This is a genomic window from Verrucosispora sp. TAA-831, assembly GCF_050780145.1.
Lineage (GTDB): Bacteria > Actinomycetota > Actinomycetes > Mycobacteriales > Micromonosporaceae > Micromonospora.
Genome location: NZ_CP192240.1, coordinates 1,296,979 through 1,318,261, shown reverse-complemented (window position 1 = coordinate 1,318,261; position 21,283 = coordinate 1,296,979). Strand labels below are relative to the sequence as shown.

Sequence of the window (21,283 nt, the reverse complement as noted above, 5' to 3'; positions counted from 1 at the left end):
CTCCGTCCGCTCGCTGTCAGGGCTGGCCAGTGCTATCACCGGTCTGTCAGCAGCCTCCGGTGAGACGCTGACAGACCAGTGACAGAACGGGCCCGGGACCATCGCCGTCGCACACGCCGGCCGCACGATGAAGAGGTCCGGGGAGGTGTCGTCGGTCATGCCGCCTCCTCGGTCGGGTCCCGGTCGTCGAGGACCCACAGCGACAGGTCAGCCAGCGTGGACCGTCGCCCGTCACCGCCGGCCACCGCCCATACCGCCTCAGCAGGGCACAGGCCCGCCGTGGTGGCGTGGTCGCGGGCACCGGTAGCCACGGGCACCCGCAGAGGCGTCTCGGCCCACATCCGGCGCAGGTTGCGTTCCCGGGCGGCGGAATGCAGCCAGAACAACACCGGCCACGCCCGCCCCAACGCGGCGAACCACTCCCGGTAACCGACCAGCTTCCCGGTCAACACCGACAACGGCTCACCACCGGTGTCGTACTCCACGAAGAACGGCACCCCACTGCCGCCGGTAACCCACAGGCCGTAGCCGTCCGGACGTACCCGAGGTTGGTAGGCGCGCACCAGAGCCGGATCCTCCGGCCGGGTGAACACCCCCGACCGCTGGCACGCCGCCTCCGACAACCACTCCCCCAACCGAGCATCCGGATGGGTGCGGGCGTAGCCGGCGAGGTCGGTGAAGAAACCGTTCACCCCCAGGCGGTGCTCCAGGGTGCGGCTCGACGTCCAACGGCGCCGCTCCACCCGGGCATGATCACGCCGAGGCGGACGCTCATCACGACCAGCGGCCACGACCTCCGCGCCGAGCTGATCGATCACGTAGTGATACGGGTACGAGCCACCGTCAGCGCGCTGCGGACGGAACCGCGCCACCAACCGCAACCGGTACAACGTCCGCAACCGCCGCTGACAGAAATCCAGAGACGAAAACAGGGCATGCGCGAGCTGGAACGACGTCAACACCCCGTGGTCGTAGAGCCAGCCCAGCAGCACACGGTCACGGGCGGTCAGCTGGGACTGGACCCGAAGGACCGGATCATCCACCAGCCACCACCTCCCCTCCTGTAGGGAATGCCAGCCCCAGGGGGAGAGACCCGAAACCACGCAGGGTCTGTCGCAGGACAAGCCAACAGCGCTGACAGCCGACCTGACCAGCGATGTGAGACACGACAGGGGGTCCGTCGGGGCGTCCGGTTCAAGACTGACCTCAACACCGACACCAATCCGGACCCCGCAACGGGCACCGAAACGGAATCTGCCACAGCCACCGGCACCGAGCCGGAGCGCACAGAAACGAGATGAACCACGAACCCAACAACTCCTTGATCGAAAACAATAAGAATGCGCGACGACATCCACGACGCCGCAGGGACACGCAGCCACAGCCAGTGCGACGGACTACGGACAAGCGCACGGTGGGGTTACCAACCAACACGCCGACCGGGCATCCGGTCGACCCGAGAGCGGATGAGGACAGCAACGACCGACACGACCACCAGAAAGGCGGTCGCGGCAGCAAGAACGGCGGCAGCAGCTACGGAAGCAGGACGGCACACCCGCACCGGCAGGCGGCGCAACGCGGCAGGAGACGATTGCCCCGGGAGCCGTCGACATCACGGCCCGGTAGGGCGTCGACTCAACCCGCCGGAGAAAGACCCTTCATCGCGAACCCCCTACCACTCAAAACCAACGACGATCCGCCCACCCCGAGCCTCGAACGACCCGCGACGCTCCTCCATGGAACGCCGCCAGCCTGGCCGATTGGACCCGGCAGACAGACCGCCACGCGGTCATGTCCGTATCAGTACGCCTCCCCGGCAGCACCCTGTCAACCAACGCCACCAGCAGACGTTCACCACGTCTCCGGACCCAGCCGGACGCACCGACACCCACCAACCCGCACTGGACCCCAGCGGCACAAATCCACGCCCGAAACAAGCAGAAAAATCTTGACCAGCCGGATCTACTATCTCACATTGCGAGACAGGGCTCTCGCCGACAGACCAGCCAGAGCCACGGCGCCGCCTCCCAGTTGTCGACGACGCGCTGAGACAGTCCGCCGTTGACACCAGTAGCCGAAACCGCATGCCGGACAGCGACAGCAAGGACAGACCGGCGGACGTGCCCCGCCCCGACAGCACCCCACCTACAGCGCGAAGGCGCGCTCAGCCGACATTCCTTCGACCTCGACCTGATCGAGCACCACCTATCCGACACCTCCCACGCGCCGATGGCGAGATCCATGAGCAGGCGAAGTCACGCCCACCCGCCCTCTCATGCCGAATTGAGTGCGTCAACCAGCCAGCCGGTCGGCGGCCCCGGAGGCGCCCGGCGTTCGGCATCCCAGGCTCGCTAGTCTCGGCCGCGCAGATGCAGCTCGGCCGATGGGATGACTCCACCGGAGTTGTCCGCACCGATCCCCACCGGTGACCCGGCTGGCAGTGTCCAACTCCATCGGCATCCATAGCTGGCGCGTCCAGTGTGTGCCGGCCCATCTAATTCGTCCTAGAGCGGACGGCGGGGTTCGTGGAACCCGCTCCTGCGACATATCGTCGACCGGTTCCACCGGTATCGCTTCACGTGCCCGCCCCAGCTACTCTCCAAGCCATGAGCAACGTGGCCGGTGCGAAGGCAAACCGTGAGGAAGAGATCGCATTTCTGGCTTTAGAGCAGGTGCTCGGGGTCGACATCAAGCTCGCGGATGCTGGCGCTGGCGACAAGAAGCCTGACGGTTCTTGGGTGTACGTCGATGGCCGGGAGCGCCGGGGCATCGTTGAGGTCACCTCACCACCAGCCACAAGCCTGATGGGTGAATGGGCACGCGCGAAGAGGGCAGGGCAGCCCCAGACCGAGGGTGGATCGATCCCCTTGCGCTTGAACGAGCTGGCGCAGGTCTGTTCTGAGATGCTTGCGGAGGATTGGGCCCGCGAGAACTTCGACAAACTATTGGCTGAACCAGCCGATGAGCGGCACCTCTTCCTCTTGGCGCGGGGTCACAAGGAAGGTGGCCACTACTTCTACCGGCTGTCCGATTCTTATGACGACGGAACAATCGAGCACATCGCTGATATTGTCCTCCCACACGGCATCTCGGACGTCTGGTTCCGTGGTCGGGCACGGCGGGATAGTGACCAACCATTGGGCGTTTGGGAACTATGGTTGGCAAGGTTTCAAGCAGAGTCGGGGTGGCACCGCTACGTGGTGCGAATCGAGGAACGGCACCTGCCGTCCCCCAATCCAGGTATCGCTGACGATCGGGCTCCCGCAGATTGGCGAACTCCGAAGGATCGAGCTGTCAAGCTGGCCGGGAACTGAGGTCGGGCTTGATCGACTTTCGTTCGTTGGCTCGGAGGCGTGTGTTCACCCACTCGCCGGCTTGCCCGGCTCATGCGTTTCGCGACCTCAGGCTTCGTCAATTATTCTCAGCATGGCGCAGCGGGCCATTCGGCGTCAGGTTCCATTCGTGAGCGTGGACGAGCGGTACGCGCCCGAACTTTCCGAGGGCCTGGGCTGCGGCGAGAATCTGCTTCTCTACGATCTCGTCCTCTGACCCTTTAACTCCCGCATGTTCGAAGAACTTCTGGCAAGCGTCCGCGGTTTCGAGGAATAACAAGGGTAACTGGTAAAGCGCGAAGTTGGTCCGGTACTCGCGAAATTCTGGTTGCAGGGTTACCAGCTTTCCGCCTGGCTCGCCCCAACCGTTGCGCAAAACCTCGCCCATCGAGAAGTGCAGGGCCCGACTCGCGGCGGCATGCAAGTAGTCGTACAGGTCCTCATGGCCGGTCTGCTTTGCGACCCACCTCGCGCTCGGCAGCGGGCGCCCCGACCAATTGAACTGCTCCCGAATCTTCGCCAGCTCGGCGTTGACACGAGTTAGCTGCTGCTCCTGGGCGTCTAGAAACGTTACCGGGTACCATAGCTCCTGCATCCCAGCGTCACCGACGTAGGCACGTTGTGCGAGCAGTGAGCGGATAGCGTCGGACCGCCCCATGGCCATAAGTAAATTCTGGGCGTCCTGCTGCGGCAGATCCTTCACCCACAGCATCCAAAGCAACTCATCGAGCGCGGGCCGGACAAATCCGACTGCCAGATGACCTAGCCCGACCTTGGCCAGCACCACAGTGGCGTCAAGCGCTTCGAGTTGACGCCGAAGGATGTAGTTGACCGCAATGCGGCGAAGGTCGGGCCAGGCTGCATCCCAGGTCAGGTCGCCGATGATGAGCGCCTGTTTCGTCGCGGCGATCCACACCTCGGCAGCCGCCACCCGCGCTTCGACGTCGACGTTCTCATTGACAGCCACCGAGAAATAATGACATGTCCCTGCCTGCTCACACCGAAGCCCGTTCGCGGCCCATCCAACGAGCCGACGGTGGGGTCCTGGTAGCGCGGACTGAGCCGTTTTGCGAGATTGCCTTCTGCGGCATTATGAGACGGCAGTCCGACAAGCACTACTTTGCCGCCAACCGGGCGCGGTGGGGAAGCCTTGCTGTATCACGCGGCGTGGCGGTCGTGCCGTGCAGCCCGCACCAGATGTCCGGCTGGCTTACGTGTGGTGGTTCGGGGTGTCGAGGATCAGCAGGAACCGGGCTTTGGTGTTGCTGTCGGCGAGGGTGAGTGTTTCGTCCAGGGCGGCTTGTGTGGCCATCGTCGGTGGCGGTGTGGGCGTGTGGTGGTGTTCCCAGCCGGAGACCGACTCGGGTGCCACCCCGAGGTGGCGGGCGAAGTCGTGGACGGTCATCCGGAGGGCCTCGCGGAGCGCCCGGGTTTCGTGTCCGGTCCACCGGCCGACGACCACCGTCCCACACCCGCAGTCACCCGTCGCCGCGTGAGTGGCCCGGGTGGCGGTCCGGCCGGCGCGTCGCTGGCGTTCCTCGTCACGCGCCTGCGCCCGCTGGGTGTTGAAGTCCCGTACCAGTGCGGCCGTCTGGTCGAACGCCGCGAGCAGCGCCCCTTGTGCGTGAACCGCCCGGTCGGCGTCCTGCCAGAACCGGCGAACGCTGATGTCCCGGCCGATCTCGGCGTTGGCGACCGAGCTGCGGGAGTAACAGATGCTATTGGCGAGCTGCACCTGCGTCAGCCCCTGCTCGGCACGCCACGCGGCCAACCGCCGACCGAGGTCCCTGCGCGCCTCGGCCACCTGCTGCTGACTAATCCGGCCTGGAAAGCGCAGACCCGACGCATGTCGGCCGTCCGTGGGCGGCGGCGTGACCCGCACATTCGTCATCGGTACCGCCAGCCCGTAAGCCGGGACACCTGGCGAAGGCCGGCCGCAGGAGACGGCACACTGGGTCCAGCCGCGAGGCGGTCCCGCGCGACATCCGACGGTTCGATCATCACCTCGACGGGGCCCGCGAGGACCGCGACAGCGCCGGTCGTGACGTCGTGACGGACCAGCGCCGTGACAGTCTCGGCGTAAACGCTCACGGTCACCCGCACCGCCGCGCGGGCAATGATGACCGGACCGTCCGCCGATGCCGATACCGATACCGTGCGGCGTGGGTCGGCACCGGGAACCGGTGATGTCCGGCTACCTTCTGGTCCTGGTTCTCCCGGGTTCACTTCAGGATCCTGGGCGTGTCCCTGAATGATGAAGAACCCCAGGTCGGCGTTGGCCGCCATACCGAGGACTTCCCGCAGCGCCGTGCGATAAGGCTCGAACGGCCACCGATGCTCCCCTCGTTCGAGCTTGCCGATGTAGCGGGCGTCCACGGCGCTGCGGCAACCCGCGTGCGTGTGGGTGTGGGCGTTGACCGCGTCGGCCAACTCCTGTCGGGACATCGGCCGCCCAAAACCCCATGGAGACGGCAGCGCCGGCCGAGCCGCACGTAGCAGGTTGTTCGGCCCTGGGTGATAGGCCACGACGTCGTTCTCCCGATGTGTTCGTGTGCTCTCGTACCCGGCGACGGACCGGGGACGACGACCGGCTTCGTCAACGCTTGCGTACGGTCAGGTGGAGATCCTGAACGGCCAGGTGGGTGAGATCGGGTAGCTGACCCTCGTCGAGGGTGACCCCGTACAGGTTGCCGAGCCCGGTCTTCAGGTCGTGCAGGCCGTTGCCTCGCAGGTCAACGCCATGGAGGTGGCAGGAGTCGAGTTTTAGGCGGGCCAGTTGGCAGGACCGCAGGACGATGTTGGGGAGGCGGCAGGACGACCAGCTGGCATCGGTGAGGACGCAGTCCACGAAGGCCACGGCTCCGGCTGCGGTGACACGGGTGAGGGACGTGTAGTCGAAGCGGCATCCCTCGAACAGCACGTCCTTGAGCCGGATGTCGCTGAGCCTGGTGCCGGTGAACCGGGAGCCGGTGACGGCACAACGCTCGATGCTGACGCCGGACATGGTGGTGCCGGAGAAGTCGGTACGGGTGATCTCGCAGCCGAAGAGGGACCCACCCTCCCAACCGCTCTCGCTCACGTCGACACCGACGAGCCGGCTCCCACGCACCGTAACGCCGTCGAGGGTGACGCCACGCCAGGAGACGTTCTCGATGGTGGCGTCGCTGAAGTCGTCGGTCGGGTCGCTGATGATGTCGAGATCGTCAGGGTCGAGTTCCGGGAGCAGTATCCGGAGCTCGCCGACTGTCGTGGTCCGCATGTGGTCCTTTACCTGTTTTCGAGGGCGGTGCGAGACGGGCCGGCCGCCGCACCGCCGAGTGTCGGGGGCTCGCTGTCAGCGCTTCTTCTTGTTCCAGTTGTCCCAGCCGGGGCGGCTGTCAAATTTGCCACGTTTGTCCCAGGTGGGCCGGTTGTCGAACTTCGCGGCGTCGATCGACGCTACCGCCCGGGAGGGTGCGACACCGAGACTGTCGAGGTGGTGCGGCGGGGCGTTGACGAAGGCGGCGAGGGCGTCGGTCATGCTGGTCCTCAGGTCGGGGTGAGGTGGTCCGCGGTGGCGCGGACGAGGGCCTGTCGGGTGGTGCGGCAGAAGTTGGTCTCGCGGACGGTGAAGGGGGTCTGCTGCACCGATAGGTGCAGCAGACCCGTATCAGAGCGGGCCCAGTTGCTGCGGTTCGGGCATCCCTCCTTTGGTAACGCGCCATTCGTCAGGGGCGAGCCCGTAGGGTCTGTCGCGTGGCCGAGACACAGACCGAACCCGACCTCTCCTACATCGCCAGCGTGACGCGGGTCCGCGCTGCCGCCGGCGTGATCCTCCGGGACCAGGTCGGCCGGGTGCTGGTGGTCCACCCGACCTACAAGGACATGTGGGAAGTTCCCGGCGGAATGGTGGAGCCGGACGAGTCCCCGGCGGATGCTTGTGTACGCGAGATCCAGGAGGAACTGGGTCTTCCCGTGCCCACGGGAACGCTGCTCTGCGTCGACTGGGTACCGGCGAACCCACCCTGGGACGGCGGACTCATGTTCGTCTTCGACGGAGGCGTACTGACAGCGGACCAGATCACGGCGATACGACTGTGCCCGGACGAACTCGACCGGTTCGACTTCGTCGAGCCGGAACGCTTGGACGAGGTGTTGATCCCACGACTGGCTCGACGGGTTGCCGCAGCCGTCGCCGCGATCGGGCATGGCGGCGTCTACCTCGAAGATGGAGTCACCGTCTCAAGCAGGTAGTCGGCCGGGTTGAGCCGTGGACGCGGCGTTCGTGGCAGGTCAGGCGCAGCGGAGCTCCCGGTCGCCGCCGAGGTGAGGACGGCCTCGACAGCGGCGATGGTCGCGGCGGCCTGCCAGAGCGTCACGATCGGTGCCTCTCGACCGAGGATGGCGTCGCGGAAGGCTTCGTGTTCGCTGAGCAGGGGTTCGCGTTTCGGGATCGCGAATCGGGTCACGGCTCCTTCGGTGACGCCCCGGAATACCTCGACGGCGGCCCATTCGGTGGGCGCGGAGCCGTTGGCGTAGAAGGTCAGATCGCCGTGGACGGTGTCGGCGGCAAGGCAGCCGTGAGCGCCGGTGACTATGGTGATGCGCTCCTTCAGCGGGGATAGCCAGTTGACGACATGGCTGGTGAGGGTGCCGTCGCTGAGCTCGCCGAGGATGAGGACGAGATCTTCGGCGATCCGGCCGCTGCGGGCCATGGCTCGGGCGGTGACCTGGGTCAGCGGCATGCCGCTGACCCAGGTGGTGATGTCCAGGTCGTGGGTGGCGAGGTCGAGCACGACGCCGACATCCCGGATTCGCGGCGGGTAGGGCCCCTGGCGCCGGGTGGTGATCTGGTAAAGGTCGCCGAGAGCCCCGTCGGCGAGTCGGACCTGCATGGCTTCCAGTGCGGGGTTGTACCGCTCGGTGTGGCCGACGGCCCCGATCAGTCCGGCGGTGTCGAACGCTTGGGCGAGAGCCCGTGCGGTAGCCAGGTCCGGAGCGAGGGGCTTCTCGATCAGCGCCGATACACCTGCCTCGGCGAGTCGGTGTCCGATGGCCGCGTGGTGGGCGGTGGGCACCGCGACGACGCAGTAGTCGAGCCGATGCGTGAGAAGCTGCTCCAGCGTGGCTGAGAGGGTGATGCCCCTGGCGGCCCGATATCGGTCCCCGCCCGGGTCGGCAGCGGCGACGAGCTGGACGCCGGGAAGCTGGCCGAGGATGCGGGCGTGGTGGCGGCCCATCATGCCCAAGCCGACGAGTCCTGCTCGCAGTGGCGCGCTCATCGAATCACCTCCGCCACGATTCGAGCCAGATCGGGCGGCGTCAGGTACGGATGGACAGGCAGGGAGAGCACCTCAGCAGCAGCCTGCTCCGTATGCGGAAGGTCGGCGGGTTGGTCGTAGGCGGAGCTGCGGTGCAGGGGCGTCGGATAGTGGATTCCGGTCTCGATTAGGGCGTCGGCGAGCCGTTGCCGTACGGCGTCCCGGTTGCGGTGGCGGATGACGTACTGGTGGTAGACGTGGACGACGCCCGGCCGGACCGACGGGGTGACAACGCCGTCGAGTTGCTCGGTGAGCACGGCGGCATGCGCTTGTCTGCGGGCGGTCCACGGTGCCAGCGATCGGAGTTGAACGCGACCAACAGCGGCGGAGACGTCGGTCATCCGAGCGTTGAAACCGATCAGCTCGTACTCGTAGCGGGCCGACATGCCCTGGTTGCGCAGCAACCGTAGTCGTCTGGCCACCTGCTCGTCACCCGTGACCACCATGCCACCTTCGATGGCGTGCATGTTCTTGGTGGGATAGAAGCTGAAGGCTGCGGCGTGACCAAACGCCCCGGCCGAGGTGCCATCCAGTGCGGCACCGACGGCCTGGGCGGCGTCTTCGATGACGGCGAGGCCGTGGCGGGCGGCCAGGACGGTCAGGTGTTCCATCGCGGCTGGGTGGCCGAACAGGTGGACCGGGACGATGGCGGCGGTGCGGGGCGTGATGGCGGCGGCGGTCGCATCGGGGTCGAGGGTGAAGGTCTCCGGGTCGATGTCGGCGAAGACCGGCGCAGCGCCAGCGTGGGCAACGGCGTGTGCGGTAGCCCCGAAGGTGAATGCTGGCAGGATCACCTGATCTCCGGGCCCGATGCCGCAGGCGCGTAGCGCAAGGTGCAGAGCGGTGGAACCGGAGCTGACCGCCACACAATGCCGACCGGCGACGAGGCTTGCGAACTCGGCTTCGAACGCGGCGACCTCGGTGCCCTGAACGAGCTTTCGGCTTCGCAGGACGCGGACGGCGGCGGCGACCTCGGCGTCACCGACGTGCGGATGGGCGAGTGTGATCAGGCGCCCCATGGTCACCTCCTCGGTTCTTGCCAACGGCTCGGCATCGGCCCGCGTCGCGGGAAGCTGGTCCTCATGTCTCATCGCGGGTGATGTCAGCGCCGAGGGCGGTGAAACGGCTGGCCAGGTCCGCGTGGCCCCGATCGATCATCGCGCCGTTGCCGATGACCGTTTCGCCGTCGGCCACAAGTCCGGCCAGGACGAGCCCAATGCCGGTCCGCAGGTCTTGGGCGACGACCTCGGTACCGCGCAGTGGCTTACCGCCGTGCACGACGGCCTTCTCACCTTCTACGGTGAGGTCCGCGCCGAGCTTGCTCAGCTCACCAGCGAGGGCGTAGCGGGCGTCGTGGATGCGCTCACGGAAGTAGCTCGTTCCGGGCGCTTGGGTGGCGAGGGCCATCAGTGGGGGCTGCAGGTCGGTGGCTAACCCGGGGTGGGTGTCGGTGATGACGTTGATCGGATGCAGTTGACCGGGGCGGGTGACGTTGGTGACCGCCCCGGCGGCGTCGAGTTCGACGCCCATCTGGTGGAGCTTGTGGGCGGCGACTCCGAAGTGATCCAGCACCGCGCCACCGACGAGGTTGACCCTTCCACCGGTGATGGCCGCCGCGATGGCCAGCACGCCGGCGTCCATGCGGTCCGGCATGATCGTGTATTCCACGGCGTTTAGCTCGGCTACTCCGGTGACGACGATGCGACCGGTTCCCGCGCCGCGGATCTGGGCACCCATGGCCGTGAGCATCGCGACTACGTCGAGGACCTCGGGCTCCAGCGCGGCGTTCTCGATGACGGTCCGGCCCGGCGTGAGGGCTGCGGCCATGATGAGGTTCTCGGTGCCGGTGTGCGAGGGCGTGTCGAGGTAGAGGTCGGTGCCGCGCAGGTTGCCGGCCTTGATGTTGATGGTGCTGCCCTGTTCCTCGATGTGCGCGCCGAGGCGGGCCATGCCCCGGTAGTGGAAGTCGAGACCTCGGGTGCCGAGGGCACAGCCGCCGGCGCCCTCGAAGATCACCTCGCCGCGGCGGTGCAGCACCGGTGCGAGGAACAACACGCTGCCTCGGAACAGGCGGGTGAGATCGGCTGGCAGCCGTGAGCTGGTGATCTCGGTGGCGTCGATGACGAGCAGCCGGTCGGCCGGGTGGTACTCGACGTGAGCGCCCAGTAGCCGGGCGAGGTCGACGGCGCGCTGGACGTCGGTGATCGCGGGGACGTTGCGTAACACCGTTTGGCCGTGTCGGGCGAGCAACGCGGCACCGATCATGGGCAGAGCCGCATTCTTGGCGCCTTGGACGACGGCGGTGCCGTTGAGCGGCCCGGCAGGGCGAACGCGATAGCGAACTCTGTTCATCTGACGTTCCTTCAGCAGGAGTTGAGGTGGTTGAGCACGCACGGGCGGGACAGTCGCCGGTGGTGTGCGGCGGTCACGTGGCGAGGGACAAGCCGTTCGGCCCTCGGCGGTAGAACCGTCCGCAGGTGGGACAGGTGAGGTTGTCGTCGATGCGGTGGCCGCACCTGCAGGCCCAGCCGAGTTGCCGGGCCGGGTTGCCCATGACGAGGCCGTGGTCCGGCACGTCGTGTCCCACGACGGTGCCGATGCCGACCATGGCGTACCGGCCGACGGTGACGCCCGGGGCGATGACCGCGTTGGCGCCGACGGTGGCGCCGTAGCGGATCGTCACCGGTTCCCGCTGCCAGTCGTTGCGACCTTTCAAGTGACCGGCGGGGTTGATGGCTCGGGGTGCCGGGTCCTCCAGCAGATATACGCCGGGGGCAAGCATCACGCCGTCTTCCAGAGTCGCCCCGAACACTCCGCACCCATCCTGGATCTTGACCCGGTTTCCGATGATCGCTGCCGAGGCCACGTGAACGCCCTTGCCGAGTACGCAGTCCTCACCAACCCGGACGTCCGCGTCCACCTGGGCGTGGTGCCAGATCCTGGTTCGCGCGCCGACGTGGGCCTCGTCAGCGACCTCGGCCGACTCGGCGATGAAGGGCGCGTCCAACATGTGTCCGGCTGTCGGTGTTGGCAATCTGGTCATGCCGAACGCTCCGTGGGTCTCAGCAGCCGCTCAAGATCGTCCAGCGTCCTGACGCTGATCAGCTCGTCGTCGGGCAACGGACGGCCGGTTCGTTCCTCCAGTAGCACCGCGAGCGTGAGCCGGCCGAGCGAGTCCAGACCGAGATCGGACAGCCGGGTGGAGATGATGATGGTCTCGACGGCCCGGCCGCTGATCTCGGCAAGGATCTGCCGGGCTACGGTCTGCCAGCCCAGAGCATGCGTGCTCATCGGATCCGCCCGATGGCGTCGAGCAGCAGCGGCAGGCATTCGACCATCGGTGCACGCTGCCAAAGCCGGCGCATGGCGACTGCCCTGGTCGAGGTGCCGGCGGCGATCTCGTGCAACGCCGCCTCGAGGAACCTTTCCAGCATCTCGCGCGTGCCAGACGGAAGGCTGCCACCCGGTTGGCACAGCATGTCCACCAGCCCGCGGGTCCCACCGCTGATGAGGTCGTCGAGTGCCGGAAGGTGCATCGCACGCCGGGGGCTGTAGGGGTGGGCGGAGGCGGAGCTGGGAGCGGTGATCCCGTCGGCGACGATGCCGGCGGCGTGCGGGGCCAGCAGCACCCCGCACCGGTAGGTGCCCGTTGCGAGGTGGACCATCGGGTGTCCGGTGCGGCCGAACAGCGGCAGGTGATCGAGGGTGACCGGCCGGTGCCCGACCCGGACCTCGACCAACCCCGCCTCGCGAATGGTGGTGTTGAGCTCGGCGCTCGCGTCGTGGACCAGGGTGGCGATCTCGTCCAGGGTGGCGGGTTGGCCATAGTCGGGTTCGGTGGAGAGCCGGTTTGTCGCGCCCAGGTAGATCGTGCCGTCGCCGCGCGGGACCATGTGGCTGCCACAGGCGAAGCCCCGGTTCGGGGTTCGCACGGCAGCGGGTAGCGAGAAGGGGACGCGGGCAAGCAGCGACACGCCTCGCCCGGACCGCAGCGGAGGTGCGTCGACCTGCTCGGCGAGCGCAGGGGCGAGCAGCCCTGTCGTCCCGGCACCGGCGGCGAGCACCAGGTGAGCGGCCAGGACAGTGCTGCCGTCAGCCGCGTCGACGGCCAGATGCTCGCCGCGCTCGTTGACGGTGCTCACGATGGTGTTGAGCCATCGACAGCGAGGATTGGCGCTCAGCACCGTGGCCAGCGCCTCGACCAGGAGCGCGGGGTCCACGCTGGCCTCGTCCGGCAGCCATAGCGCCTCGTGCGCCCGCACCTGCGGTGCCAGCCCCGGCACGTCGGTCGGTGCGGCGAACTCGGCGCGGCACCCGTGGGTCTCGGCGGCCTTCGCGATGGCCCGGAGGTTCACGGTGTCGTCCGGCCCGTAGCCGTTACCGATCACCCACACGCCCGGGACAAGCCGTACCGCCTGCTTGCTGGCCGTGCCGACGCGGTCCAGCCAGGCTTCGTATCCGGTCCGGGCGGCCAACCGTTCGCCGACTTCGAGGCTGACCCGCTGGGGATCGTGGTCTGCCTCGACCTCGCTGAAGACGGTGAGCATCGCGCCGGCGGCCCGGGACGCCTGCCCCGCGTGGTCGCCCGTGCGAGGGCCGATCACGGTGACGTCGAGGTCCCGGCTGAGCAACTCGAACGCGGTGGCGAGCCCGAGCAGGCCGGAGCCGGCCACCACGACGTCGGTCACGAATTGGTTCATGTCACTCACCTGATCCGTTCAGGGAATCGATGCGGGTGGCGGCGAGGGTGTGCACCTCGAACCGGAGGCCACAGAACGCTGCCCGCTCAGCCGCCCGGAGCAGGTACAGCCGCGACAGCAGCACGTCACGGTGCGTCGCGTATCGGCGCAAGGGGATGTCCAGCTCACAGATCTGGACAGTGCGGTACTCGTATCCGTTGCGTCGCAGCGTCTGACGGGTGCAAGGGATGTCGGTCAGAGATGAGTGCGTCAGCAGCAGCGTCCCGCCCGGGGCGAGTAGTTCGTCGAGGCGGGCGAGCAGGACGTCGTACAACGCCCGCCCGTCACTGCCGCCGACAAGGGCCGTCTCGATGCCGTCGTCAGCGGCGTAGGCCGGATCGTGCGGAAAGTGTGGAGGGTTGCAGACCACCAGGTCCCACGGTTCGACGACTGCCAGCTCGGCGAGGTCCCCGACGATCGTGGCCACCTGGGCCTGCTGGATACCGTTGCGGGCCGCGTTGTCGCGGGTCACGTCCGCACACGCCGAGTTGATATCGAGCGCCGTCACGTGTGCCGCGCCAACCAAGGCCAGCGCCACTGTGTACAGGCCGGAGCCGCACCCGATGTCCAGCACGCGGGTACCTGCCACGGGCAGGTCGGGGTCGGCGTTCAGCGCGCTCAGCAGGGTGAGCCCCACGTCGGTCGGAAAGAGAACCGGCCCGTCGTCCGGCGTCTCGATCCGGGCCCGCCGGCCTCGCACCTCGAACTCGGCCGAGAGCATGCCGCTGCGGGCCGGCCTCGCCTGGCACAGTGCATTTGCCGCGCCTGCCGGGATCCTCACCCGGACCGTCTGCGACGGCGCATTGGTGACGTCAGCGCTGCTCATGAAGATTCCCCCTGATCAAGAGAGGCCCTGGTAACGATCGGATAGGAGCGGGCGGGCCAGCCGAGGAAGCGGTCGAAGACACTGGCCGTGCTGCTGGTGTCACTGGGATGTAGCTGGTGGAGATCGCCGATCGCGTCATACAGGCATCTGGCCAGATAGAGAAAGAGGCTCACCCGGCTGTCCCGGTACTCCCCCAGCAGGGCGATCTTCGCCGCGCCGCACGGCCATGGCTGGCCGCATGGGCGGCACAGCCACAGCGGCCGCATCGGCAAGTGCGGTCGGGGCGGCTCGTCATGGGCCGTCACCACCGATCGTCCTGGCAAAGGCAGGTGCTCCATCGGCACGGGCGGGGCGGCCCCCGGGAGGCAGTCTCCGTCGCTGCTCATCGAGGATCCCGCTCCCCCGCCTGCCGTTCGAACACGTTCCGCCAAACGTGCGTCAGGAGCGGCGGATCGGCCGGTCCCGTCCCTACCGGCGGAGAAGTTGTCGCCCGGTCTCGCGACAGGTCGGCGATCTCTACGTTGCGCGAGATGTACACGGTCACGGCCGGCCCCCGGTCGGATCTGCTACCTGAGTGCGGTGGGCTTGCCGAGCTGCCGGTAAGCCCACCGCAGTCGACCTACGGCTGGGAGCAGACCGCCGGCCACCCGTCCCCGCAGCCCTCGTGGCGGTGCGCGAACGGGGAGTCACCCGTACGGTCGACGGAGCGCCCGGCGCGAGCACTTGCCGGTGCATCGGGTCGCGTTCCGACCTGCCGCCGATCGGCACGTCCATCTGGATCTCCCTGGCATGACATTGCCGCTGGCCCGCCGGCGTGCCATGAGGGTCAGGATGATCCTGGACCATTCCGCCGACGTGTTCCTGACGTCCACGATCGCTGGCGGCGCTGGCCGGAGATAGACCCAGCGTGGTGGGCCACGATGGGCCTCACCGTGCCCGGCCTGGGTCAACGCGAAGAGGACAGGAGGTGCCGGCCCCTATGAGACTCGGCTCAGAGGATCTGCCAGCGGCGGAGTTCCGCGCCGTCGTCAACGAGACCCGCGATCCGGCGGTGCACCTCGTTGGCGGCCTCGGTTCCGGGTCGGGACTTGCGTGCGTTGGTGGCGATCATCTGCAGCTCGCGGAGCTGACACAGTTCCTCGAACCTAGGCCAGGATGTGGCATCCCAGCCGTAGGCGGCGGTGAAGCCAGCGAAGGCCTCGGGACCGGGTGGATCGAAGCGGCGGCAGTGGACAGCGACCGTGGCGATGTCCCACTCCGGAGGGCCGAGGGCGGCGCCGTCCCAGTCGGCCAGTACGGGCGTGCCGTCGAAGCGTCGGAGCGCGTTGCGGATCTGCGGATCTGACTGGATCATGCTCGTACTGTGGGGAAACCGCATCGCGTTCCAGCCGGCAGCCAGCGCCTCGAGCCGGCCCATCAGCAGATCCTGTTCCTTGCCGTTCAGGATCTCCGAACGGGCGACGGACCGCTCGATGCCATGGATCGGTCGCAGTACAGGCAGCGACACCGGCGGAGCGGGCAGGGCGTGCAGATCCCGGAGAAGCGTTCCGAGCTCGGAGACGGTGATGGGTTCGTCGTGTGCCGGGTCCAGTCGCTGCCAGACCGTTACGGCGTGCCCGCCCACCTGCAACGGCTGGGACAGGCCCGGGTGAAGGCCCACCGTGGGGAATCCTCGGGCCACCAGCCAGTTGACCACGGCCACCATTCCGCGCACCCGTTCCAGGCCATGGTCGCCGGGGGCGATCTTGACGACCACGTCGCCGACTGCGTAGACGGCGTTGGTGTGGTGCCGCAGCAGGATCGCGCTCGAGTCGGGGTAGCCGAGGAGACGACATACCTCGGCGAGCACCGGCCGGGTGCGCGCCTCGACGAACATGGGGCTCCTAGGGACCGGATACGGCTGTGGTCCCAAGACTACGGGCGCGCTCGCGGCACGCCCGTACGTAGTCCGTCAAGGCGGCGACCTCACTGCGCCGGTTCCCCTCGGGGATCGCCGAGACCACGTCGGTGGCTCTGGTCAGGATGATCTCCGTCCGCTGAGTCTCGGGCAGGTCCGCGACGGCATCGCGGGCAGTCACCGCCGCTTCGGTGGCCCGACGGTCCCGCACGAGGCACAGCGACCTGTCCAGGGCGATGAGCGCCACATCGATCGGTACGGTCGGGGCCACGCCGTACAGCCGAAACGCCTCGTCCTGGACCCGGTACGCCTCACCCGTGTCGCCGAGCCAGGTGTGCGCCCCGGAGAGGTAGAACAGCAGACGCTTCGCCGGAAACCGGAACGCCACATCAGTGTCCCCGTCGCCGGCCTGGTCGAACATCCGGCGCGCCTGGTCGATGGCCGATCGTGCCTGTTCGATGGCGCCAAGACGGGCCAGGGCCCGTGCTCGGCCCGCCGCCGCCAGCGCGCCCGCCGACGAGGCCGTCGAGGTGACGGCTAAGGCAGCCTCCGCCAGAGCGACGGTCTGGCCTGGATTCCCGAAGTAGTACGGCAGCATCGCCGCCTGCGCTCTCACCAGCACCCGAAGCGGAGCTTGCCCGCTGTCATCCGCCGCGTGGATCGCCGTGCCGTACCACCGTCGAGCCTCGGCCACATCCCCGAGCCGCATCAACGCGTCGGCGCACATCGTCGCCAGCAGCGCCGCCACCCCGGACAGCCGGGACTGGACCGCCGCCGGCTGCCGCCGAAGTGACAGAGCCTGAACCTCCCGGCAGTCGGCGACCAGCAACGACAGCATGACCTGGGGCGACGCCGAGGGGTAAACCCTCATGTGCTCGCCGACGGACTCCTCGACCAGTTCAAGCTGCCGAGGAGCAACACTTGCCGACGCCAGCGCCTCATCCAGTCCCAGCCGGAGTCTCGCCAGGCCGCTGACCTCCACGCCGGCCCCCGCACCGGCCGGTGGAAGGCCAGCCCCGCCACCTGCGGCCACGAGGTCAGGGCCCCAGGTAGCGGGGGTGTCCTCATCGCGGCCGAGGCCCATCGCAGGACGCGGGATGCTCAGTCCGACCGCGATGCGCTCCAGTACCTCGTAGGCCGTGACCTGACGGACGCCCTTGGCGATCTCGGCGGCACGGTTGGCCGAGATGTCCACGAGACCCGCAATCCTGCCGTAGGACACGCCCCGAGCGTGAAGGAAGCGAAAGATCGCCGTGACGTCCCGCCGCCGCAGGAACTCACCGATCGGGCGACCGTTCCAGACCCCCGAACTCCACCAGTCAGGATCCACCTGCAAACCCACGACCACCCCGATCGCACGACGACCCAGCTTGCCAGCACAGCGCATCGGCACCGTCACGACAAGTCAAAGACGGGTCGGCTCGACGGACTCACCACAGAGTCGAGGCATGCCGCGGCATCCGGAACCCCCACGATGGGACCCCACCATGTTCCGTAAAAGACCAACCCACGGGGCCCGAGCACCGCGACCTCACCCTTCCGCCGGAACGCACCCGCTCCCCCTACCGTGGAAGCCGTGGACCGGATCGCCATCATCGGCTGCGGCGGCAGCGGCAAATCCACCGTCGCCCGGGAACTCGCCCGCATCCTCGACATCCCGCTCACCCACCTGGACACGCTCTACTACGACGAGCACTGGACGCCGCTACCCACAGCCGAGTTCGCCGCCCAACAGGAGAAACTCGTCACCCGCGACCGCTGGATCATCGAGGGCAACTACGCCGCCACCCTGCCCATCCGCCTCGCCGCCGCCGACACCGTGATCTTCCTCGACCTACCCGCCGCCGCATGCCTGCGGGGCATCCTCCAACGCCGATGGCGCTACCGGGGCGGCCAACACCGAGCCGACGGCGTCTACGACCGGATCACCTGGAACTTCATCCGCTACATCCTCAGCTACCGGCGCACCATGCGACCCCGCATCCGCAGGCTGCTCCATGATCACGGGCCACACGTCCGGCTGATCACCCTCACCAGCCGACGCCACGCCAACCGGTTCATCGACCACACACGACGGGCAACAAGCCGGGAACCTGACCGAGGCCGTCCACGATGACCGCGCCACGTCCCGGCAAACGGCGACCGGTCCAACGGCTCCCGAGCACCCACCGAGACACCGGACCACCGGCAGAAACGCCAAAAGGCTCCGAACCAGGGTGAAACCCCAGGTCAGAGCCTTTTTGGTGGTGCGCCGCCAGGGACTCGAACCCCGAACCCGCGGATTAAGAGTCCGCTGCTCTGCCAGTTGAGCTAGCGGCGCTCGGTGGCAACGGGGAGAACCCTAGCACGGCCCCTGAGGCGGGTTCCAATCCGATACCCGGGTCCTCCCTTCGGTCGAGCTTTCCGGACATTCGGCAACAAGCACGCACAAGGCGTGGGACGGGTTCATGTTGGGCGGCACGGATGGGGCACGATGTGCGCCAGGTGCGCTAGGACAGGGGTGGGGATGGGCAGGTTCGCGCGGGCCGGGGCGTTGGTGGGCACCCTGGGCCTGGTGGCGTCGCTGGCATTGTCGGGTTGTCGCGAGGAGGGCTCGGCTGCCGAGTTCGTTCCGGGGCCGTCGAGCAGCGGGGCGGTGACGCCGGACACATCACCGTCGAGCGGGCCGCCGTTGGCGGTGAAGCCGGCCGACGGGGCGAAGAACCGGCCGGTGAGCCTGGAGATCGGTGCCGAGTTGCCGGACGGCGCGACGGTGTCGAAGGTCAGTCTGACCACGGCCAACGGCAAGGAGGTCAAGGGCAAGCTGCGTACCGACGGCTCGTCCTGGGTGCCGTCCGCGCCGTTGAAGTGGTCCACCGAGTACACGGCCACGGTGACCGCGAACCGGCCGGACGGTTCGGTCAGCGAGGGGACCAGCACGTTCACCACGATGGCGAAGCCCGGCTCGATGATCACCTCGGGGCTCTACCTCTTCGACGACCGGACGTACGGGGTGGCGATGCCGGTGGTGGCGGAGTTCCACCCGGGCATCCCGAAGAAGGACCGGGCCGCCGTGCAGAAGCGCATGTTCGTCCAGACCGACCCGCCGCAGCCGGGTGCCTGGCACTGGGTGAGCAACGGCACTCAGGCGTTCTACCGTGCCCCGGAGTACTGGAAGGCCGGCACGAAGCTGTCCGTACGGATCGCGTTGGCCGGCATTCCGCTGAGCAACGGCCGGTTCGGCAACGTCGACCGGACCGCCACCGCGAAGATCGGCTCGGCCTTCGAGATGAAGGTGGACAACGCCGACAAGCAGATGCGGGTGTACGAGGACGGCAAGCTGATCAAGACGCTGCCGGTGAGCCTGGGCAAGAAGAAGACCCCGTCGTCGAGCGGCACGCTGGTGGTGATGGAGAAGAAGGAGGCCACGGTCTTCGACACGATGGACGATCCCGATCCGGAGAACCGCTACGTCACCGACATCCAGTTCGCCCAGCGGCTCACCTGGGGTGGCGAGTACATCCACGCGGCACCCTGGTCGGAACACGTCCAGGGACGGCAGAATGTGTCACACGGTTGCGTGAACGTGTCCCTGGCGAACGCCCGCTGGCTCTTCGAACGGACCAAGGTCGGTGATCCGATCAGCATCAAGGGCACCGAACGGAAGCTGGCCGCCGGCAACGGTTGGACGGCGTGGGATCTGAGCTGGTCGGAGTTCGTCAAGGGCAGCGCGCTGCCGGTTCCGGACGGTGGCGCGGGTCCGGCCCTGTGACCGTGCCAGATATGTCACTATCCGGACATCCCGCTCCACGTGTTTCGGTTCACCTTCCGCAACGGGTACGTGTTCCGGTGCGTCTGTGATGTGGACGGGCAGCGGACCACGACTGTGAGGACACCATGCGAGTTCGGGACCAGCGCAACCGCCGGCGGGGGGTGCTCGCCGCGGGGATGCTCGCCGCGGTGATGGTGCTGACCTCCGCCTGCACCGGCGGCAAGGGCGGCGACAACGGGCCGGGCTGGCAGGACGGCGCCGACCAGCCGGCGCCGAAGGCGACGGTGAGCATCAGCGAGCCGGCCGCCGACGCGAAGGACGTTCCCGCCTCGACGGCGATCACGTTCGCCGCCGAGCAGTCCGAGAAGACCACTGTCGAGTTGGCCGACGCCGGTGGGGAGCCGGTCAAGGGCACCCTGGCGGCGGACGGCAGGAGCTGGCTTCCGGCCGCGGCGCTGACGTACGGCGAGTCGTACACCGCGACCGTCACCGCGACCGGCGACGACGGTGTCCCGGTGACCGCGACCAGCGCGTTCACCGTGATGAAGCAGCCGGGCAACCAGGTCCGGATCACCAGCTTCCTCGGCGACGACCAGACGGTCGGGGTCGCGATGCCGCTGATCGTGAAGTTCGGTCGGGAGATCCCGGAGAAGTACCGCGCCGACCTCCAGCGGCGGATGACGGTGAAGTCCACGCCCGCCCAGGAGGGCGTCTGGCACTGGGTCAGCCCGACCGAGGTCCGGTACCGGCCGAAGGAGTACTGGCAGGCCGGCAGCAAGGTCTCCTACCGGGTGCAGGCGGGCGGGCTGCCGCTGGGCGACGGCTGGTACGGCCGGGCCGACCTGTCGGTGGACATCACGGTGGGCCCGAAGCTGGTCATGACGGTGGACAACCGGACCAAGCGCATGGTCGTCACCCGCGACGGCGAGACGATCAAGACGATTCCGGTGAGCCTCGGCAAGAAGAGCACGCCCTCCTCCAGCGGCACGATGGTGGTGATGGAGAAGCTGCGCAAGACGGTCTTCGACACGTTCGAGGAGCTGGGCCCCGACGAGGGATACCGGACGAAGATCGACTACGCCCAGCGGCTGACCTGGGGTGGCGAGTTCATCCACGCCGCGCCCTGGTCCGAGGGGCAGCAGGGCACCACGAACGTCTCGCACGGCTGTGTGAACGTCTCGATGGCCAACGGCGCCTGGCTGTTCGAGAACACGAAGGTCGGCGACCCGATCGTGGTCAAGGGCACCGAGCGGAAGCTCCAGAACGGCAACGGCTGGACGGACTGGAACCTGAGCTGGGACGAGTACGTGAAGGGCAGTGCCCTGCCGTACGAGCCGGCGGAGGCGGACGCCACCGACCAGGAGGCCCCGTCGGGCGAGCCCGAAGCACCCACCACTTGAGGTTCGGCATCGGCGGCGGTCCCCCGTACGGGGGACCG

The 21,283-nt window shown here is 67.9% G+C and carries 23 protein-coding genes and 1 tRNA gene; 6 read left to right on the top strand and 18 right to left on the bottom strand.

The features are described from left to right. Positions 1 to 155: 155 nt before the first annotated feature. Positions 156 to 1,043, bottom strand: coding sequence for a replication-relaxation family protein (locus ACQVFL_RS06025; protein ID WP_431728882.1), 888 nt, complete (start codon positions 1,041 to 1,043; stop codon positions 156 to 158). Positions 1,044 to 2,606: 1,563 nt separating this feature from the next. Here ACQVFL_RS06025 and ACQVFL_RS06020 point away from each other — a divergent pair. Further along, on the top strand, positions 2,607 to 3,314 hold the full coding sequence (locus ACQVFL_RS06020; RefSeq protein WP_431728881.1) for a hypothetical protein: 708 nt from the start codon (positions 2,607 to 2,609) through the stop codon (positions 3,312 to 3,314). Positions 3,315 to 3,411: 97 nt separating this feature from the next. Here ACQVFL_RS06020 and ACQVFL_RS06015 read toward each other — a convergent pair whose 3' ends face one another. The 5 genes from ACQVFL_RS06015 to amcA (ACQVFL_RS05995) all read right to left on the bottom strand — a co-directional run bounded on the left by ACQVFL_RS06015 (position 3,412) and on the right by amcA (ACQVFL_RS05995) (position 6,852). Then, positions 3,412 to 4,299, bottom strand: coding sequence for a DUF5677 domain-containing protein (locus tag ACQVFL_RS06015; RefSeq protein ID WP_431728880.1), 888 nt, complete (start codon positions 4,297 to 4,299; stop codon positions 3,412 to 3,414). A 243-nt stretch (positions 4,300 to 4,542) separates the two neighbouring features. Further along, the gene (locus tag ACQVFL_RS06010; protein WP_431728879.1) at positions 4,543 to 5,136 is read right to left on the bottom strand and encodes a helix-turn-helix domain-containing protein; all 594 of its coding nucleotides are present in this window, start codon (positions 5,134 to 5,136) and stop codon (positions 4,543 to 4,545) included. An 83-nt stretch (positions 5,137 to 5,219) separates the two neighbouring features. Next, on the bottom strand, positions 5,220 to 5,777 hold the full coding sequence (locus tag ACQVFL_RS06005) for a hypothetical protein (RefSeq protein ID WP_431728878.1): 558 nt from the start codon (positions 5,775 to 5,777) through the stop codon (positions 5,220 to 5,222). 151 nt (positions 5,778 to 5,928) lie between these two features. Next, a complete protein-coding gene (locus tag ACQVFL_RS06000) occupies positions 5,929 to 6,591 on the bottom strand; it encodes a pentapeptide repeat-containing protein (RefSeq protein ID WP_431728877.1) in 663 nt (220 codons plus the stop codon). A 75-nt stretch (positions 6,592 to 6,666) separates the two neighbouring features. Beyond that, on the bottom strand, positions 6,667 to 6,852 hold the full coding sequence (amcA, locus tag ACQVFL_RS05995; protein ID WP_431728876.1) for a multiple cyclophane-containing RiPP AmcA: 186 nt from the start codon (positions 6,850 to 6,852) through the stop codon (positions 6,667 to 6,669). A 215-nt stretch (positions 6,853 to 7,067) separates the two neighbouring features. Here amcA (ACQVFL_RS05995) and ACQVFL_RS05990 point away from each other — a divergent pair, with 215 nt between their 5' ends. Continuing rightward, positions 7,068 to 7,565 (top strand): NUDIX domain-containing protein, encoded by a 498-nt coding sequence (locus ACQVFL_RS05990; RefSeq protein WP_398694530.1) that lies wholly within the window; start codon positions 7,068 to 7,070, stop codon positions 7,563 to 7,565. On the opposite strand, the gene ACQVFL_RS05985 is transcribed toward ACQVFL_RS05990, so the two are convergent. Together ACQVFL_RS05985 and ACQVFL_RS05980 are read right to left on the bottom strand one after the other, a co-directional pair. Beyond that, positions 7,529 to 8,593 (bottom strand): Gfo/Idh/MocA family protein, encoded by a 1,065-nt coding sequence (locus ACQVFL_RS05985; RefSeq protein WP_431728875.1) that lies wholly within the window; start codon positions 8,591 to 8,593, stop codon positions 7,529 to 7,531. The two genes, ACQVFL_RS05990 and ACQVFL_RS05985, sit on opposite strands and share 37 nt — an antisense overlap. Then, on the bottom strand, positions 8,590 to 9,582 hold the full coding sequence (locus ACQVFL_RS05980) for a DegT/DnrJ/EryC1/StrS family aminotransferase (RefSeq protein WP_431729777.1): 993 nt from the start codon (positions 9,580 to 9,582) through the stop codon (positions 8,590 to 8,592). The genes ACQVFL_RS05985 and ACQVFL_RS05980 overlap by 4 nt, the downstream gene beginning before the upstream one ends. Between ACQVFL_RS05980 and ACQVFL_RS05975 the strand changes: the two genes are divergently transcribed. After that, positions 9,502 to 9,732: a hypothetical protein gene (locus ACQVFL_RS05975; RefSeq protein ID WP_431729934.1), complete on the top strand. Its 231-nt coding sequence runs from the start codon at positions 9,502 to 9,504 to the stop codon at positions 9,730 to 9,732. The two genes, ACQVFL_RS05980 and ACQVFL_RS05975, sit on opposite strands and share 81 nt — an antisense overlap. On the opposite strand, the gene murA is transcribed toward ACQVFL_RS05975, so the two are convergent. The 9 genes from murA to ACQVFL_RS05930 form a co-directional block, all read right to left on the bottom strand. Next, complete coding sequence (gene murA, locus ACQVFL_RS05970; RefSeq protein WP_431728874.1) at positions 9,713 to 10,984, bottom strand: UDP-N-acetylglucosamine 1-carboxyvinyltransferase; 1,272 nt, start codon at positions 10,982 to 10,984, stop codon at positions 9,713 to 9,715. The two genes, ACQVFL_RS05975 and murA, sit on opposite strands and share 20 nt — an antisense overlap. 73 nt (positions 10,985 to 11,057) lie before the next feature. Then, positions 11,058 to 11,675, bottom strand: coding sequence for a DapH/DapD/GlmU-related protein (locus ACQVFL_RS05965; protein WP_431728873.1), 618 nt, complete (start codon positions 11,673 to 11,675; stop codon positions 11,058 to 11,060). Beyond that, positions 11,672 to 11,923: an acyl carrier protein gene (locus ACQVFL_RS05960; protein WP_431728872.1), complete on the bottom strand. Its 252-nt coding sequence runs from the start codon at positions 11,921 to 11,923 to the stop codon at positions 11,672 to 11,674. Before ACQVFL_RS05960 ends, ACQVFL_RS05965 begins: the two co-directional genes overlap by 4 nt. After that, a complete protein-coding gene (locus ACQVFL_RS05955; RefSeq protein ID WP_431728871.1) occupies positions 11,920 to 13,332 on the bottom strand; it encodes an NAD(P)/FAD-dependent oxidoreductase in 1,413 nt (470 codons plus the stop codon). Before ACQVFL_RS05955 ends, ACQVFL_RS05960 begins: the two co-directional genes overlap by 4 nt. Position 13,333: 1 nt before the next feature. Next, entirely contained in the window at positions 13,334 to 14,197 is an 864-nt protein-coding gene (locus ACQVFL_RS05950) for a 50S ribosomal protein L11 methyltransferase (protein WP_431728870.1), read from the bottom strand. Then, entirely contained in the window at positions 14,194 to 14,463 is a 270-nt protein-coding gene (locus ACQVFL_RS05945; RefSeq protein WP_431729776.1) for a hypothetical protein, read from the bottom strand. Before ACQVFL_RS05945 ends, ACQVFL_RS05950 begins: the two co-directional genes overlap by 4 nt. A gap of 116 nt (positions 14,464 to 14,579) precedes the next feature. Continuing rightward, on the bottom strand, positions 14,580 to 14,735 hold the full coding sequence (gene amcA / locus ACQVFL_RS05940) for a multiple cyclophane-containing RiPP AmcA (protein ID WP_431729775.1): 156 nt from the start codon (positions 14,733 to 14,735) through the stop codon (positions 14,580 to 14,582). A gap of 453 nt (positions 14,736 to 15,188) precedes the next feature. After that, complete coding sequence (locus tag ACQVFL_RS05935; RefSeq protein WP_431728869.1) at positions 15,189 to 16,073, bottom strand: phosphotransferase; 885 nt, start codon at positions 16,071 to 16,073, stop codon at positions 15,189 to 15,191. Between the two features lie 7 nt (positions 16,074 to 16,080). Next, positions 16,081 to 17,442: a hypothetical protein gene (locus tag ACQVFL_RS05930; protein ID WP_431729774.1), complete on the bottom strand. Its 1,362-nt coding sequence runs from the start codon at positions 17,440 to 17,442 to the stop codon at positions 16,081 to 16,083. 228 nt (positions 17,443 to 17,670) lie between these two features. Between ACQVFL_RS05930 and ACQVFL_RS05925 the strand changes: the two genes are divergently transcribed. Further along, positions 17,671 to 18,210, top strand: coding sequence for a topology modulation protein (locus tag ACQVFL_RS05925; protein WP_357934418.1), 540 nt, complete (start codon positions 17,671 to 17,673; stop codon positions 18,208 to 18,210). Between the two features lie 128 nt (positions 18,211 to 18,338). Here ACQVFL_RS05925 and ACQVFL_RS05920 read toward each other — a convergent pair. Further along, positions 18,339 to 18,414, bottom strand: a tRNA-Lys gene (locus ACQVFL_RS05920). 186 nt (positions 18,415 to 18,600) lie between these two features. On the opposite strand from ACQVFL_RS05920, the gene ACQVFL_RS05915 reads away from it, so the two are divergent. Together ACQVFL_RS05915 and ACQVFL_RS05910 are read left to right on the top strand one after the other, a co-directional pair. Then, positions 18,601 to 19,845, top strand: coding sequence for an Ig-like domain-containing protein (locus tag ACQVFL_RS05915; protein ID WP_431728868.1), 1,245 nt, complete (start codon positions 18,601 to 18,603; stop codon positions 19,843 to 19,845). A gap of 125 nt (positions 19,846 to 19,970) precedes the next feature. Further along, on the top strand, positions 19,971 to 21,245 hold the full coding sequence (locus tag ACQVFL_RS05910; protein WP_396699669.1) for a L,D-transpeptidase: 1,275 nt from the start codon (positions 19,971 to 19,973) through the stop codon (positions 21,243 to 21,245). The last annotated feature ends 38 nt before the right edge of the window (positions 21,246 to 21,283 follow it).